Origin of the sequence: Pseudoalteromonas sp. T1lg76 (genome assembly GCF_002964725.1) — a bacterium.
In the GTDB taxonomy this organism is placed as follows: Bacteria; Pseudomonadota; Gammaproteobacteria; order Enterobacterales; family Alteromonadaceae; genus Pseudoalteromonas.
Map to the genome: position 1 here is coordinate 111,294 of NZ_PQCE01000012.1, position 15,567 is coordinate 126,860.

At 50.4% G+C, this 15,567-nt stretch carries 12 protein-coding genes; 6 read left to right on the forward strand and 6 right to left on the reverse strand.

What is annotated here, in order from left to right; all coding sequences use genetic code 11:
• The first annotated feature begins 161 nt into the window (after nt 1-161).
• Genes C2M35_RS05545 through C2M35_RS05555 form a run of 3 tightly spaced genes read left to right on the forward strand, consistent with a single transcriptional unit; the run spans nt 162 to nt 5,297 of the window.
• Entirely contained in the window at nt 162-371 is a 210-nt protein-coding gene (locus tag C2M35_RS05545; RefSeq protein ID WP_105199594.1) for a DUF3283 family protein, read from the forward strand.
• Nucleotides 368-796 (forward strand): GNAT family N-acetyltransferase, encoded by a 429-nt coding sequence (locus tag C2M35_RS05550; protein WP_105264791.1) that lies wholly within the window; start codon nt 368-370, stop codon nt 794-796. Before C2M35_RS05545 ends, C2M35_RS05550 begins: the two co-directional genes overlap by 4 nt.
• Nucleotides 789-5,297: an EAL domain-containing protein gene (locus tag C2M35_RS05555; RefSeq protein WP_158677921.1), complete on the forward strand. Its 4,509-nt coding sequence runs from the start codon at nt 789-791 to the stop codon at nt 5,295-5,297. Before C2M35_RS05550 ends, C2M35_RS05555 begins: the two co-directional genes overlap by 8 nt.
• On the opposite strand, the gene C2M35_RS05560 is transcribed toward C2M35_RS05555, so the two are convergent.
• Nucleotides 5,257-6,210, reverse strand: coding sequence for an ion transporter (locus tag C2M35_RS05560; protein WP_199774392.1), 954 nt, complete (start codon nt 6,208-6,210; stop codon nt 5,257-5,259). The two genes, C2M35_RS05555 and C2M35_RS05560, sit on opposite strands and share 41 nt — an antisense overlap.
• Nucleotides 6,203-8,890: a bifunctional acetate--CoA ligase family protein/GNAT family N-acetyltransferase gene (locus C2M35_RS05565; RefSeq protein ID WP_105264793.1), complete on the reverse strand. Its 2,688-nt coding sequence runs from the start codon at nt 8,888-8,890 to the stop codon at nt 6,203-6,205. Before C2M35_RS05565 ends, C2M35_RS05560 begins: the two co-directional genes overlap by 8 nt.
• 68 nt (nt 8,891-8,958) lie before the next feature.
• Here C2M35_RS05565 and C2M35_RS05570 point away from each other — a divergent pair, with 68 nt between their 5' ends.
• Nucleotides 8,959-9,675 carry an SIMPL domain-containing protein gene (locus C2M35_RS05570; RefSeq protein WP_105264794.1) on the forward strand — a complete coding sequence of 239 codons (717 nt, stop codon included), beginning with the start codon at nt 8,959-8,961 and terminating at the stop codon, nt 9,673-9,675.
• A 413-nt stretch (nt 9,676-10,088) separates the two neighbouring features.
• Here C2M35_RS05570 and C2M35_RS05575 read toward each other — a convergent pair whose 3' ends face one another.
• Together C2M35_RS05575 and C2M35_RS05580 are read right to left on the reverse strand one after the other, a co-directional pair.
• Nucleotides 10,089-10,328 carry a hypothetical protein gene (locus C2M35_RS05575; RefSeq protein ID WP_105199599.1) on the reverse strand — a complete coding sequence of 80 codons (240 nt, stop codon included), beginning with the start codon at nt 10,326-10,328 and terminating at the stop codon, nt 10,089-10,091.
• A gap of 163 nt (nt 10,329-10,491) precedes the next feature.
• A complete protein-coding gene (locus tag C2M35_RS05580) occupies nt 10,492-10,842 on the reverse strand; it encodes a hypothetical protein (protein ID WP_105264795.1) in 351 nt (116 codons plus the stop codon).
• A gap of 357 nt (nt 10,843-11,199) precedes the next feature.
• Here C2M35_RS05580 and C2M35_RS05585 point away from each other — a divergent pair, with 357 nt between their 5' ends.
• A complete protein-coding gene (locus C2M35_RS05585) occupies nt 11,200-11,751 on the forward strand; it encodes a cytochrome P460 family protein (protein ID WP_105264796.1) in 552 nt (183 codons plus the stop codon).
• Nucleotides 11,752-11,989: 238 nt separating this feature from the next.
• The gene (locus tag C2M35_RS05590; RefSeq protein ID WP_105264797.1) at nt 11,990-13,045 is read left to right on the forward strand and encodes a PepSY-associated TM helix domain-containing protein; all 1,056 of its coding nucleotides are present in this window, start codon (nt 11,990-11,992) and stop codon (nt 13,043-13,045) included.
• A 51-nt stretch (nt 13,046-13,096) separates the two neighbouring features.
• On the opposite strand, the gene C2M35_RS05595 is transcribed toward C2M35_RS05590, so the two are convergent.
• Both C2M35_RS05595 and C2M35_RS05600 read right to left on the reverse strand, forming a co-directional pair.
• Entirely contained in the window at nt 13,097-14,938 is a 1,842-nt protein-coding gene (locus tag C2M35_RS05595) for a DUF885 domain-containing protein (protein ID WP_105264798.1), read from the reverse strand.
• A gap of 99 nt (nt 14,939-15,037) precedes the next feature.
• On the reverse strand, nt 15,038-15,562 hold the full coding sequence (locus C2M35_RS05600; protein ID WP_105264799.1) for a DsrE family protein: 525 nt from the start codon (nt 15,560-15,562) through the stop codon (nt 15,038-15,040).
• Nucleotides 15,563-15,567 lie beyond the last annotated feature (5 nt).

Sequence of the window (15,567 nt, forward strand, 5' to 3'; positions counted from 1 at the left end):
CATTATTTTATTAATCACATTGTTAAATTTATGTGATGATTTTTTCTATTTTAGGTAACCTGGAGTAGAAATACTAGCCCTAGCTTAGCGGCCGCCCCATACACCCTGGGTGCTATCTGTTATAGTATAGGCTCCGTCAGTTATTAAATAGTGTTGCAGCGATGAGTGTCAATCTTTGCCGTCTTCCGCGAGAAGAGAAGTACCGAATTCAATTGGACTATGAAGCCTCGTTTTGGGCGTATCAAATTATCCGTGGCAAAAATGCCCGGGATAAGGTTTATGAAGCCATCAATATGCGTCCGATTTCGGAGCAAGGCTACTTAAAGCAGCAGTTTGAACATTTCTTAGCGATGATGAGCGCATCGCGATGACCCCCCCAGTGGCGCAACGCGTACCCGCCCTCGCCACCCCCTTGGTGAACAAATTTTATGATAGGGTCGGCGCCCGAGGTCGTGCCAATAAGCAAGACCAAATTTGGGTGGTGCGTTGCGACAATGACATAGTGGCGGCAGCCAGAGTCAGTCTTGTTGAACAACAACATTTTTTATGTGGCGTGTTTGTAGAGGCAGATTATCGTCGTCAAGGTTTGGCCGCCACTTTAATACGTCAGGTCTGTGCCGAATTACCAGGCCCCATCTATAGTTTTATTTATCAGCATCTGCGCCCCTTTTATGAACAGCTGGGTTTCGCCACGGTTGCTACTTTGCCCGAACACCTGGCGTCGCGCTTGCAAAGTTATCGTAATCAGGGTCGTGATGTGTTGGCCTATTGGTATCAGGGAGTGGCAGATGCGTAATTGCTGGTTGGTATTATTGAGCTTGTTTTTGGTCGTCACCGCGAGCGTCAGCGCCAAGGTGCAGCGTTTGTCGCCCAGTGAGGGGCTGTCGCAAAGCTATGTCGGTAATATGCTTATCGACCATCAGGGCTACCTGTGGCTGGCCACCGAAAGCGGTTTAAATAAATACGACGGCTATCAAGTAAAAATTATCAGCGATGAAAAGGGCGAGCTTGACGACGCCATGATTGATGCCCTGCATATGGATAAACAAGGGCAAATTTGGACTTCATCCATTCTTAATGGCCTTTATCGTTATCATAACGGCAAAGGGGTGCTGGAAAGGGTAGTGGCACCGCCGAAGGAATTAGACCCCGACTTTGCCACCGCAGTGTTTTCCATGCATTCCCTCGACGATAATAAGATGCTGCTTGGCCGTGGCGGCGATGTTGCCATGCTCGACCCGCAAAGCGGTGCCATTACCAGCTTATTTAAGGTGGGCAGCGGCGAAAACAACGCTCTGGTGCGGGTGTTTTTTCAATACCAGCACTATGTGTTTATCGGCACCACGCACGGTGCCTTTGTTTATGATCTCAAGAGCCAGCAGGTGCGCCCGCTGCAACATTTGCCGCCGGGCAGCAGTGGTATACACAGAGACAATGTAAAATCATTCGCCCTGGTCGAGCAGAGCAAGTTATTGATAGGCACGGTAAAGGGCTTGTATGTCACCGATATCAGCGATTTAGATGCCCTGTTTGCCCAGCCGCAGCGGCCATTTCAAAGTACGACGCTTTTGTCGGAGTTGAATATCTGGCAAATAAAACCCCTTGGCGGGGGGATGCTGATGTTGGCCACGGATAAGGGCTTGTTTGAGTATGAGTGGCAGGCTAACCGCTTGCGCAAGCACCAAAGGCTGAGCGACAGCCCTTACAGTCTTTCCGACCCCAGTGTGATCAAAATAGTGGAAACAGAGCTGGGCGATCTGTGGCTGGGCACCAAAAGCGATGGCGCCTTTTTCCTTCCCAACAAGCGCTTTGAGTTTCAAAATATCACAGCCGATAATCTCGGTGGCGATGGTTTGTCCCATCATAATATCTGGAGCTCGGTACAAAGTGGCGACACCCTGTATTTAGGCACTCATAACGGTTTAACCCAGGTCAACCTGGCGACAATGCAAAGTGAGGTGAAGTTTAAAAGTTACCTCAGCGATGAACTCGACAACGTCTTTAGCATTTACACCCTGATCCCTTATCGTCGGCAGTTGCTGATGAATACCACCCGTGGTTTATTTAGCTATAACCAGGACACCGAGGAGTTAACTAAGCTGCAGGCCAGGAAGCAAGAAGATCAGGCCTACCTTGAGGGCTATTTACATGGCCTGTATTTGACCCAGGATGGCCGGTTATACGGAGTCAATCAGAATCAGGGGTTCTTCTATTTTGATCTGGGATCACAGCAGGTGCATCCTTTGGGTGGTGACCTGGACAAGCATGATCCGTTTTTGGCCTTGGGGTTCAGCGCTCCGTTAGCGGATAACCCTCTGCAACCCTTGTTTTTCTCCGGCGGTCAGCTGCTGCGTTTCAATGCCCAAACGCAAACCCTGCAAATGCTTTATCGGGTGCCGCAATCTCATGGCAGTTTGGCCATCAACCTTAATGGTTATGTGGTGGATAACAATAATATCCTGTGGCTGTCGTTTTCCAATCATGGTCTGGTGGCCTTAAACGCCAGCAACTTTAATTTTATTAAACACATAGATTTACAGCGCCGCGGTCCGGGTAACCTTATGTATGATCTGGTGCTCGATGATATGGGTATGGTGTGGATGAGTAGTCATAAGGGCTTATGGCGCTTTAACCCACAAAATGAGCACTTTTTTCAGTTCACTAATCTGGAAGGCCTAGCCACCAATGAATTTAACCTGGGCTCGGTCAGTCGTCGTGACGACGGTCGCCTGGCATTTGGTTCGGTTAAAGGCGCGACCTTGTTTTATCCGCAGCGCAATATACCGCAACGGGCCTTGCTACAAGGGGTTAATTTTACCTCGGCAGAGCTGATGTACCGCGCGCTTGAGTTGCCAACCATGGGGCCTTTGACCCAGGTTTACCTTGACCATGATGATGTCGGCTTAGAGATCACCTTCAGCGCCATGGCCTTTAATTATCAGGACAGGGTTATTTTCGAGTATCAGCTCGATGGCAGCCAGAAAAGCTTTACCCGGGATAATAATCGCGTGGTCTTCCCCAAGCTAAATCCTGGGGAGCATCTGCTTCAGGTGTGGGCGCGGGACCCCTTTACCGGCGAGTCGACCGAGCCAGCACGCTTGAGTATTAGCGTTGCCTACCCGCCGTGGAGCTCGCCTAGTTTTATCACCCTGTATGTGATTATTATCGCCAGCCTGATAGCCATGTGGATGTATCGTCGCAATCGCATTCAAAAGATGCTGATGGCGGCGCATAAACAAAGCAAAGAGTCGGCGGCGCGCCTGAAATTGGCGCTCGAAGGCAGTCACTCCGGGGTATGGGACTGGCATCAGCATGAGAGCAAAATTTATCAACCACGGTTGCGTGAGGAACTGGGTTATAGCTATGAGCATTGTCAGCTGGATCAATATCTGGCGTTGATTCACCCGAATGAAAGACAAAAATTCCGTATCGAATGGCTGGAATTTTTATCCACCGATAAGGGTTACTTTAACTGCGTCTATCGCCTGCGCCACAGCAGTGGGCAATGGCGTTGGTATAAAGACTTTGGCAAGGTGATGCAATGGGAAGGCACCCATCCGGTTCAGGTAGCGGGCACCTATACCAATATGACTCGGGAGCTGGTGTTAGAAGAAAATGCACGCATGTTTGGTGCCGCCTTTGAGCAGGCCAGCGACTGGCTGATTATTTTTGACTCCAAGCTGCGCATCGTTGCCACCAATCAGGCGTTGCGGGAAAATTTTGATTACCCCACCAGTAGCCCATCCTCACGACGTCTGAATCTGGGGCTGTCGAAAAATGTGCGTATTAACTATCTGCGTATTTTGAAAGGCTTACGTGTGGGGGAGCATTACCAATGCGAAGAGCAGGTAGTGCTTAAAACCGGTGAGCAGGTTCCCGTGCTGCTGAAGATGAGTGCGGTCGCCGACAGCGAGCAGCACAGCACCAGCTATATAGTGATGCTCACAGATATCAGTGAAGCCAAGCATAGCTTGGAGACCCAACAACAGCAGGCGCACTACGACAGCCTTACCGGCTTTCCTAATCGTCCCTTGTTTATGGATAGGGTTGAACACGCACTGGAGCAAGCACAGCGGGATAACCGCGGCTGCGCATTGCTGCTTATCAATGTGCCCTTGCCGGTTGTGGTTGGCTTCGAGGAGCAAGCGGCTGAGCAGCAACTGCTGAGTCTGGTTTATCGCCTGCAAAGGGCAGTGCGCTCGCAAGACAGTTTAGGGCGCATCGAGGCTGAGCAATTTGCTCTGTTACTTGAAGATATAGATGCGCTGGAGCAGGTGCTGGCGGTGTGTCGTAAGGTACAGGAGGTGCTGATGCGCCCCTGTCATGGCACACTCGGCGCCGCCAACGCCAGTATAGGTGTGGCGCTCTTCCCCGAAGATGGACAGCAGGGCGAAGCTTTGCTTAAAGGCGCCGAATTGGCGCTGTATCAGGCCAAACGCAGCGGTCGCAACCAGTTTCACTTCTTCCAGCCAGACATTAATGCTCAGGTGCAGCGTAGTCTGGCCACAGAGCAAGCCTTAATGATTGCCGCCGATCAGTGCCAGTTTATAAATCACTATCAGGGCATTTACGCCATGCAGGATGCCGAATTACAAGGCTTTGAGGTCTTGCCCTACTGGCAACATGATGAGCAGCTATTGGCACCGCAAGAATATTACCCTCATATACGCCAAATCCGGTTGTGGTCAAAACTCCTATTGCAAACCTTAGAGCGGGCGGTGCTTGAATGTCGCCTCTGGCATAGACAACAACCACTGCTGCACTTGTCTTTAGCTATCAAGGGACGTGAATTCAGCCAACCCGGTAGCATGGGCGATATTGTTCACTTGCTGCACAGCTATGATTTCCCCATCAGCTGTTTGGTATTAGAGATTTCGGTGCATGACTGGCAGCGCCTCGACGCCGATGCCAGGCAAGTGCTGCAAAAGCTGGTGGTATCAGGCATGTGTTTGTCTTTGCATATTAAGACGGTGGACGAATTTTGCGTGCCCGAGCTGGGCGACGAGTTATTTCAACAGGTGAAGTTGGGCGCCGAGCTCAGCGCCTTGTTGTGTGTGGACTATAAAGCCTATAACAAGGTCAGTCGTTATATGCCTATTTTCGCTGCCATGAACATTGAGGTGCTCGCCATGGGCGTGGCCGATGATAAACAGCAGCGTCAGTTGTTAAACCTAGGTTGCACCCTGATGCAGGGCGACGCGTTAGCGCAGCCCTGTCATGGTGATGGGGTGGCCGATTTACTCGCTAAGGCCTGTATTATTCCAAATGATGGCCACACTGGGGACAAAAGCGCTTAAGCAAGGGGTGCTGATCGCGCACTTGCTCTTCCAGGTGCGCCGCCTCTTGCACGCTTAAGCCGAGCTCAAGGCGCAGTTCATTCAGTTTTACCCGCTCTGGATGGCAGATAATGCCGTCTTCCATCAGCTGATGCACCATTTCACTGTAGGCTCTACGGCGCTTGCGCAACTGCTCAGAAAAGCTTGAAGCCAGAATACCGGTAGGGATGGCAACCATGCCCATGCTGAGGATGGTAATAATGCCGCCGAAGATTTTCCCCATCAGGGTGACAGGTACGGTATCGCCGTAACCCACTGTGGTTAAAGTGATAATAGCCCACCACATGGCGGCGGGAATGGAGCCGAATTTATCCGGTTGCACATCGTGTTCGAGCAAATAAATGCCGCTGGCGGCAATAATCAGGATCACCGTCATAATAAAGAATGCCGCCAGTAACGAGCTGGCCTCTTCCTGTATGGTGTTCAGCATCAGCTGCATGGCGCGGGAATAACGGGTGAGTTTGAAAATTCGCAATAACCTCAGCACCCTTAAGAAACGCAGATCGAAAGGCACCAGGAACATTAATAATGAGGGCAAAATAGCGATTAGGTCGATCACCGCCATGGGCGATATGAGATAGCGCAGGCGCCTTTTTGTTGGGCTTAGTGAGCTGTCGGCAAAACGGTTTAAATCGACGCTGGCCCACACTCGAGCCAGGTATTCAACGGTGAAAATAAGTACCGATATCAATTCAAAGTAGAAAAAAAAGCGCGTATGTTCGTGTGCCATGCTGGGCACAGACTCCATCACTATGGCGAGCACATTGGCAAAAATTAAGGTCATTAAAAAGGCATCGAAGGCATAACCATAGCGCTTCGATTTGCCGCGTGCTTCAAACACATCGGCCAGCGTGATTCTTATTTTTTTAATCATCTTCTATTCTTTTATTGAGTTCGCGGCGCATATGAATAGTGCCTTCTTCAAAGTCACGACTGATAGTAAACCCTAACTTACGCGCTAACTCTATCATACCTGTGTTCTCCCACAGGGTCATGCCCTCGATACTACCAACGCCCTGTTGCTGGCAATAGTCTACGGCGGCACCAAGGAGAATGCGCCCCAAACCCAGCCCTTGGGCTTGTGAGCCAACGACTATGGCAAATTCACCGACTAGGTTGTCCGGGTCCATTAGCACCCGGGACACGCCCAGGGTGACATTTTCACCGCCCTGTTTACGGGTGACGATAAAGGCCATTTCTCTGTCATAGTCGATCTGCGTCATCTTGGCCAATTGCTCATGGCTAAAGTGCGGCATTTCGCCAAAAAAGCGCCGGTATCTGTCTTCTTTAGTAAGTGACTCGTCGAAACGACGGTGAGCCTGCTCATCCTCGGGACGAATGGGACGCAACAGTGCCTCGGAGCCGTCTTTTAGGGTGACCCAGCGCTCCAGCTCCTTGGGATAGGGACGAATGGCCAGGCGCTTACGATGGGCAAGACGCTTATAACGGCTGATACCTATGCTGGCATCGAGCACTAAAAATTGACTCTGGGTGGCCAGCAAGGGGTTCAGCTCCAGGCTGTGGATATCCGGCTGATCGACGATTAACTGCGAAACCCGGGTGAGCAGGGCGCATAAGCGATACTTGTCGACCTTCTCCGGCAAGGTGCGCTCTTTAAGCACGCCCTTATCCAGGGCATTGGCAATTAAGTACTTGGCCAGATTCATATTCAGCGGCGGCAGGGCCACCGCAGCCTGGGAATAATCAAGGGCACTGCCGGCCTCGCCAAGTAAGATCACCGGGCCAAATTGTGGGTCGGTTTTGATGGCGATACGCAGCTCATGTGCCCCGGCACGTGGCGCCATGGGCTGAATGGCAAAGCCGTCGATACGTGCCTCGGGATAGACCTGATTAATACGCAGTAAAATGGCAAACGCCGCTTGCTCGACCTCATGCTCATCGCTGATATTAAGCACCACACCGCCGACCTCGGATTTACTGGCGATATCCGGGCTTATCAGTTTAAGCACCACGGGGAAACCGCATTCAGCGGCGACTTCCGCAGCCTCACTGGGTGTGGTGGCAATGTGGGTAGTCACTGTGTCTATGCCGTAATAAGCCAGTAGCGGCGCCGCCTGATGGGTGCTGAGATAGTGCACATTGCGATCCAGATGGGCGCTGATCTCTGCCTGCGCTTCTTCGACCTGAATATCCAGCTCATCAACAATGGACTCTGGGGTTTGCGTCAGGTGTTTTTGGTTACGGCGGTAATTGATCAAATGCATATAGGCACCAACCGCACCTTCTGGGGTGCGATAGGTGGGAATGCCACCTTGGGCACAAATGCGCCTGGCCTCATAGGCGGCGTCTTCACCCATAAAATTGGTCATTACAAAGGGGCGCTTGCGGGCGTCTATTTGCGCCAGGGTGTCGACTATAATACGGGCATAATCGGCGCTTGGCGCTAAAGCCGACGGGGTGTGAATAATCAGCAGGTTTTCCACTTCTTTGGCTTCGAGCAGAATCTTCAGCGCCTGCTGATAACGCATTGGGTCTGAGTCACCAAATATATCCACCGGATTGTGAGTACTGTCCGCCTGGGGGATCACCTTGTTTAATGTCTCTAAGGTGGCCTCGCTAAGCTCACAGAGCTTACCGGAGCTTTGTACCAGGCTGTCGACTGCCATTACTGCCGGACCGCCGCCATTGGTAAGTATGCACAGGGGTTCTACCTTGAGTAATTTTGGATGCAGCGCCAGTGTTTGCGTCGCCGCAAAGAGCTCGCGTAAATCATTTACCCTAAGCATACCGGCGCGCTGGATCAGGGCATCGTACACCGCATCGCAGCCGCTGGCCCCGCCGGTGTGAGCCGATGCGGCCTGGGCACCAGCATCGGTACGTCCAGTTTTAATCACGATCACGGGTTTACTAAAGGCGGCGGCTCTAGCTGCGGAAATGAAGCCGCGAATATCTTTTAGATTATCTATGTATAAGAGCACAGCCTTGGTGCGGGCGTCGCGGCCGAGAAAATCCAGTAGTTCGCCAAAGTCGATATCCAGGCAGTCGCCCACGGAAATAAAGTAAGAAAAGCCAATATCCTTATGTTGTGCCCAGTCCAAAATGGTTGAGCACACCGCCGCCGATTGCGAAATAAAGGCAACCTTGCCGGGGCGGGTCACTGTATGGGAAAAACTGGCATTGACGCCAAGATGAGGGATCATCAAACCCAAACAATTGGGCCCCATTAAATTCACATGCTGAGCTTTACAATGTTGTTGTAATTCGGTTTTTTGTTCTTCACTGAGGCCCGCCGCGACCACGATAACATTACGACAGCCCTGTTTGGCGAGAGCGCTGATAAGTGGTAATAAGGTGGCTTTATTGGTACAAATGATGGCAATATCGGGTGGTTGTGGCAGCGATGCAATATCGGCATAGGCCAGCACCCCGTGTACCGCCTCGTATTTTGGTGTGACCGGCATTATTGGGCCGTTAAAGCCGCCTTGCAGCAGGTTGCGCATCACAATGTAGCCCGGGCGCATGGGATTGTTCGAGGCGCCGACAACAGCTATGGATTTAGGGTTGAAGAACTGACTAATGCGTTTTACGCTCATAGCTTACTCATTTTGGTACACTGGATACCGAAATATAGTCTCATACTTGTTGCAAAAAGGAAGCATCAATGCACAAAAGTATAACGCACATCAATATTTTACCTGCTTTTCTTCTAGCCTTGGGGTTGGCCTCTATCGGCATCTTGCTCAGCAATGCCATCATAGAGTTTAAGGCTATGGATCGCACCGTGGTGGTGAAGGGATTAGCCGAGCAGCAGGTACAGGCGGACACTGCCATTTGGCCCATCGTTTTTACCGAGGCCGGTGAGCAGCTCGAAGAGGTCACCGCCGCGGTGGAGCAAAAACAAAACGCCGTGGTGGCATTTTTAAAGCTGCACGGTTTTAGTGACGAGGAAATCTCCCTGGGGCAGGTCACAGTAGTTGACAAAAAAGCGCAGCAATACGGACCCGAGCAGGTCGGCCTACGCTACCTGGTTAGCGCCAATATGTCGGTGTACAGCCAAGATCCTAACAAGGTACGCCATGCCAGCAGTCAGATCAGCGAACTGGCTAAGCAAGGTATCGCCATAGGCGGTGACCGTTACACCAACCGTATTGAATACCTGTTTACCGGCTTAAACGATATTAAGCCGCAGATGATAGAGCAGGCCACCCGCAACGCCCGCGAAGTGGCGGTTAAATTTGCCCGCGACTCGGACTCGACACTCGGTAAGATTAAATCGGCGCGTCAAGGGCAGTTTAGTATCAGCGATCGAGATTCAAGCTCGCCGCACCTGAAGAAGGTAAGGGTGGTGAGTACCGTTGAGTATTATTTGGTGGACTGATGTCAGGACGCTGACAAGAAGGCACCTTCAGGGATGAATTTCTTGCACAGAGGTTAGTTCATGTCGCGTTGGGTGAGCGCGTTAAGAAAATAGTCCGGTGAACTATTTTTAGCAAGCGAACGCCTTGAGCCAGCGAAAGGCCGGGGACGGCAACCAAAGGGCGGTTTGCGCCAACCGCCCCTTGGAACCCCAAGGCACCCGTGATTCGCTCATGCTTGCGAACTCAGCGTTTTGTAAAACGTTCCGCTTAGTCCTTGAGGCGATTTAACAGCACATCCCTGTGATGATAAATCTAGCTCGGCATCGTGCCTCACTCTCAATGACACACTCCACAACAAAATCTGAGATCGAAAGCGCGAATCTAAACGGGAGGTTCGATACCTGTGAGCTTGGAGTAAATTAACGGGGAAGTTCTAATTTAACGCTATATCCGCTCCCATAGAGCCAGAAAAAAGAACGACTGCAAGTCCAGCAAGCTGAAGAAAGAATGGGTTCTTAGCTTCTGACCAGTGCAAAATTAAATATATTATCGAAACGGGTGAGATAAATAGACACGCCAATCCCCAAAGGATATTGGTTTTAAACGCAGCTATTAGAAAACCTATTCCACCTATGAGAAATATTACAATTCCGATAAATGCCATAATTTCCATATTCTTATTCCATGTTTTTTTAACGTATTAATGTGCATAGTTAATTTTTGAACCACTAATGGCCAGAAACCTTTCTTTTCTAGGTTGACCATTCCCCAATTTGGTACCTATTATTGCCACTTATCCTGGGTTGGGCGCCTAGCCGGCGCGTTTTTGGTGACGGCTATTGGTTGTCAACTCTACTCACCAAGATTGTCAGTTTTTGAGTGCCAATTTCTATACTGGCTTCTTTGCCATAGGCAACCGTGAACGATGGGGTGAGGGTGTCATTCTCAAGGGTAAGTGCCGTAATAATATCTGCCGTTTCATCTTGGTTCGGCTTTACAGTCAAATTGTAGCTAAAGTTCTCGCCAATGGTCATTGAAGTCGCTTTGTCCGCTTCCACTAGCACAACAGGCGAAGCAACCAATTCACCATTTGTATAGACTGAAGTAGTGACTTGGTAAGTCTCTGCAGCGAAGCCCGAGGCAGAAGCCAATAGAGAGAGCGCTAACAAACTCGTGTTAATTTTCATTTTAATTTCCCTATCCTAGTGTGAGGTAAAAAACAGCTTGTCATAATTTGGTAGTGGCAACGCCGGCATTAGTCAGCATGCACCTTTCCCCGTTCGTTTCCACATATATTGATAACAAATCGTTCAAGTTTTTGCCAGCTAGGACTTTTTCATAAGCGTACTTTAAAGATGGCGAGGGTTAGCCGAAAGCCTTGTGTTTCCTCTGTCTTGACGTCGGTGAACCGACCAGATCTAACCTATGAAGCAAGCTTTTTGAGAAGGTCTAATGCAAGCGTTCAAACAGGCCTGTATGAATGATATTGCATGGTTATATTTTAACCTTTAACTATCCTTAGAGATTAACAATAGGAGAGCAATATGAAACCTTATCAAGTGAAAATTGTATTGTTGAGTGGGCTTATCGCAGGCCTGCCCTATGGCGCTTTAGCAAAGGATCTACCTAAAGAATTTGTTGATAAAGAAGGAAATATTACCTTAGCGACCGATTTTCGAACCTCAACCACCCACCTTGGCTCCTGGTTGGTACCCAGCGGTGATGCCAGTGGCTTTCACGGTGTTTATGCCAGCGAGGGCACGTTAGAGCACTATCGCAACACCGGCGAGTTTCCCAACGGGGCGGTGATTATTAAGGAGTTAAGGGTGGCCGATAGCGGTGATTTTACGACCGGCCAAGGCGTCAGTTACGAGAGTGGACAGATCAAACAATGGTTTGTGATGGTCAAGGACGGTAAAAACAGGTTTGCGGACAACCCCTTGTGGGGAGACGGTTGGGGGTGGGCATTATTTAAACCTGATAATCCGACGAAAAATGTAGCCACCAACTACAAAAATGACTGCTTAAGCTGTCATATGCCAGCCAAGGATACTGACTGGGTGTATACCCAAGGCTATCCTGTATTGAAAAAGTAGTTATGTGCTAACGCCCAAATAATGGCTTGAACCGAAAATTGCAATGGTTTCGGAACAAGCCTTTGGTGATCATGCCTTCACCCTAACTCAAGCCTCTGTGCAGAATCCTTACTAGCTTTTAAGGTCAAACCTATTCGTGTTCGCATCAGGGCCGGAGGCAGAATAAACTTCCTCCTCTATAGTAATGATACCTATTATCATTTAAAATGACCGGGTTGTTAGCCAATGGAATTGCAGTTTGAAACGCGTAGCACGAAAAATTCATTTGACCCTGGCGCTGGTGATCAGCGTTTTTTTAGTGCTGATGTCACTCACCGGGGCGCTTTTGATCTATGCCAAGGATATCCAACTGGCGGTGAATCCTGAGCTGTGGCAGCGCGCCACATCTGAGGCGCCCTTGGATCTGGATACCCTGTATCAAAAAGTACAGGAGCAGAGCGGGCAAAAGATAGAGTTTATCAGTATAGAAGAAGATAGCCGCTGGGCCTGGCAGGCAAGGCTGGCCGATGACAGTTATGCGAGCCTGGAGCCAAGCACGGGAGAGGTGCTGCATAGCTACGCTTATTACGACACCTTGTACGGCTTTACCATGGGTTTGCATCGCTGGTTATTATGGCGCGACGGTGAGGGCAAAATGCCGCTGCGCAACTGGGTGTCAACCATGGCGCTGGGCTTTATGCTGGTGCTCTTGGTCGGTTTTTATCTCTGGGCCAAGCCCAAGCAGCGCTTAAAACGCCTGAAGATAAACCGACGCGCCAAGGCCCAGGTGATCAACCGTCAGGTTCACCATGTGCTCGGCGTGTATACCTGCTTGCCCTTGCTACTTATCGCCTTTTCCGGCATTGCCTTTAACTGGAAGGCACCGACACAGGCCGTGGTCAACGCCGTGCTGCCGGGGCAGGTTGAATCCCGCCCTCAGGTTGATGACATTGCCCCCATGGCGCAAACGCACTTCCAAGAGGCGTTTGAAAAGGGCTTGGCCGTGTTTCCTGAGGCTGCCTTGTTTCGCATTTATTTCCCCAAAAGCCCGGAAAAGCCTTTGGCGCTGCGCCTCAAACAACCCGGAGAAAGCCATGCCTATTCCTGGGTCTGGGTGAATCCTTACAGCGCGCAAGTGATTAATAGTTTCGATGGCGCCGCCGCCAATCTGCCTACTCAGGTATGGAATTTTAAATACAAGTTTCATATCGGTGATTTTGCCGGGCCCATAGTGCAGGTGCTCTGGTTGTTGCTGAGCCTATTACCGTTATTCTTTGTGGTTTCCGGGCTGGTGATGTGGCGGGGACGAAAATAAAAAACGCCGGTCACTGACCGGCGTTTTTTCATTCCAATCTCATTAGTAAGATTAGGCGGCTTGCTTCTTAGCAACCCATTCGGCCACCATTTCTTCAAGCAGGTTTAACGGTACCGGGCCGTTTTTCAATACCACGTCGTGGAACTGACGAATATCGAACTTGTCACCCAGAGCCTTTTTCGCTTCTTCACGCAGCTCAACGATCTTCAGCATGCCGACCTTGTAGGCTGTGGCTTGTGATGGCATTACGATATGACGCTCAACCATTTTCACCGCATCCGAGGTGGCATTCGGTGTGTTGTTTACGTAGAAATCGATGCCTTGCTGACGCGTCCAACGTTTGGCGTGGATACCTGTATCAACAACCAGGCGACAGGCGCGCCATAGTTCCATGGCCAGGCGACCAAAGTCCGAGTAAGGGTCTTGGTATAGGCCCATTTCTTTTGGCAGTAGCTCAGAGTACAGTCCCCAGCCCTCGGTGTAGGCGGTGAAGCGGCCAAACTTACGGAAACTAGGTACGCCTTCAAGCTCTTGGGCAATGGCGATTTGCATATGGTGACCTGGGATCCCTTCGTGATACGCCAGGGCTTCCAATTGATAGGTCGGCATGGCTTCCATATCGTACAGGTTGGCATAGTAAACGCCCGGGCGTGAGCCATCCGGCGCAGGCTGCTGATAGAAGGCTTTACCCGCAGACTTTTCACGGAAAGCTTCTACCGCCTTCACGGTTAAATCTGCCTTAGGCTTCACGATAAACAGCTCGTCTAAACGACTCTTCATATCATCGATTACGCGTACCGCTTCGGCCAAGTAAGCATCGCGGCCTTCTTGGGTATCCGGATAGTAGAACTGCTTGTCGGTTTTCATAAATTCCATAAAGGCTTTGAGATCGCCCTCGAAACCGACCTTTTCCTTGATGGCACGCATTTCATCATGGATACGCTGCACCTCGGCAAGGCCAATGGCGTGGATTTGCTCTGCCGTTAGGTCGGTGGTGGTGGTGCGCTCAAGCATGGTGTTATAGAAGGTTTTACCGTCAGGGAACTTCCAGGCGCCGTCGCGCTCATCGGCACGCTTTTCAAGCTGCTGCAAGTAACCGATAAGGCTGGCGTAGGCCGGCTTAACCGAGACCTTAAGGGCTTCGGTGGCCTCGGCGATAAGGGCTTGCTTTTGCTCTGTATCGATCTCTAGCTTTTCGATTTTGCGTTTAAAGTCGGCCAGCAGGGTTGAGTCCTGCTCGCCACCAAACGGCGCGCCGGTAATGATGTTTTGGCTCGCTTCAATCACATGGGGGAACACGAACTTAGGCGCAATAATACCCTTGCTGGCACGGGTTTCTAGGTTTTCTTCCAACTGGGCAAACAGCTTAGGCACGCCGTTTAAACGGGCGATATACGCCTTTGCTTCTTCTACATTGGCAATGCTGTGCTGGTTAATTAAAAACGCCGCCACCATGGAGTGGGTACCATACATCTGGTTTACCGGGTAGGTGTGGTAGCGCCATTGGAAATCATTAATGCCTTCTTCAAGGTTTTGCTGCATCAGGTCGTAGCTCACCTGTGTAGTGGCGTCGAGCTTGCTGCGGTCGATGGTTTTCAGCATTTCCAGATCTGCCTTGGCCAGAGCCAGGTCTTCTAGGGCGCGCTCTTCGCTTTCGTCATCCCACTTATCATAGTCTTTTTTAATACCCATATAAGTTTGGAATGTAGGGCTGCGCATGATGTTGCGGTTAAAGACTTCTTCAAAAAAAGCGTTGGCTTTTTCGACTTCGCTTTGAGCAATCTCTTGTACCGGCGCTGGCGTTGCGGCCGGTGTGCTGGTGTTTTGTGTGTTTTGGCAACCGGCCAGCAGTGTGGCGCTGATGGCTGCGGCGATAAGTGTTAGCTTGCGCATAGTTATTTTACCTATCCTTTCACTTGTTGTTGTGCGAAGGCAGATGCCCCGCGAAAGTTAAAATAATCTTGTTGTTTTAAGGCTCCGATGGGAGCGGTTTTAAAATGGATTTAATGTGTAGCCTTGCTGCTGCAGTTGCGCATGGGCGGTCATGGCGGAAAGCGCCATTTGTACACCGGGGACCAACTGCTCGGCACTGATTTTATAATGGGTTGCAGACTGACCGCACACAAAGACCTGGGTGTTGTTATCCAGTAATTGTCTGATCAGGGCCTGATTTTTGTTATCCACCCCGAATCGCTCTTTATAGAATTTATTGCTCAGCACATCGACCGAGGCGCCACCATGAACAACCAGGGCTAATTCAATGTGTTCTGGCTTAACCCCGTGCGCCACATGCATATTAATAAAGCGCGCCAGGGAATTGATATGGTTATTTTGCTCGCCGGCCTTGGCCGCAGGGGCCACATCGAAGGCGATTTTAAAGCGGGTATCCGCAGCTATGGTGGCATGCTCTGGTACCTGATAAAAGTAACCAAAGTCTTGAATAACAGGGTTTGCTTGTTCACCGTAAGCCCAAGGGCTCAATAAAAAAATAGCTAAAAGCAAACCTGTTAATTTCATTGTCC

What these genes read in the sequence shown, in the direction of transcription:
- C2M35_RS05550 (WP_105264791.1), top strand. Translation starts at nt 368, where the DNA reads ATGACCCCCCCAGTGGCGCAACGCGTACCCGCCCTCGCCACCCCCTTG.
- C2M35_RS05580 (WP_105264795.1), bottom strand. Translation starts at nt 10,842, where the DNA reads ATGAAAATTAACACGAGTTTGTTAGCGCTCTCTCTATTGGCTTCTGCC.
- C2M35_RS05560 (WP_199774392.1), bottom strand. Translation starts at nt 6,210, where the DNA reads ATGATTAAAAAAATAAGAATCACGCTGGCCGATGTGTTTGAAGCACGC.
- C2M35_RS05555 (WP_158677921.1), top strand. Translation starts at nt 789, where the DNA reads ATGCGTAATTGCTGGTTGGTATTATTGAGCTTGTTTTTGGTCGTCACC.
- C2M35_RS05545 (WP_105199594.1), top strand. Translation starts at nt 162, where the DNA reads ATGAGTGTCAATCTTTGCCGTCTTCCGCGAGAAGAGAAGTACCGAATT.
- C2M35_RS05575 (WP_105199599.1), bottom strand. Translation starts at nt 10,328, where the DNA reads ATGGAAATTATGGCATTTATCGGAATTGTAATATTTCTCATAGGTGGA.
- C2M35_RS05565 (WP_105264793.1), bottom strand. Translation starts at nt 8,890, where the DNA reads ATGAGCGTAAAACGCATTAGTCAGTTCTTCAACCCTAAATCCATAGCT.
- C2M35_RS05595 (WP_105264798.1), bottom strand. Translation starts at nt 14,938, where the DNA reads ATGCGCAAGCTAACACTTATCGCCGCAGCCATCAGCGCCACACTGCTG.
- C2M35_RS05570 (WP_105264794.1), top strand. Translation starts at nt 8,959, where the DNA reads ATGCACAAAAGTATAACGCACATCAATATTTTACCTGCTTTTCTTCTA.
- C2M35_RS05585 (WP_105264796.1), top strand. Translation starts at nt 11,200, where the DNA reads ATGAAACCTTATCAAGTGAAAATTGTATTGTTGAGTGGGCTTATCGCA.
- C2M35_RS05600 (WP_105264799.1), bottom strand. Translation starts at nt 15,562, where the DNA reads ATGAAATTAACAGGTTTGCTTTTAGCTATTTTTTTATTGAGCCCTTGG.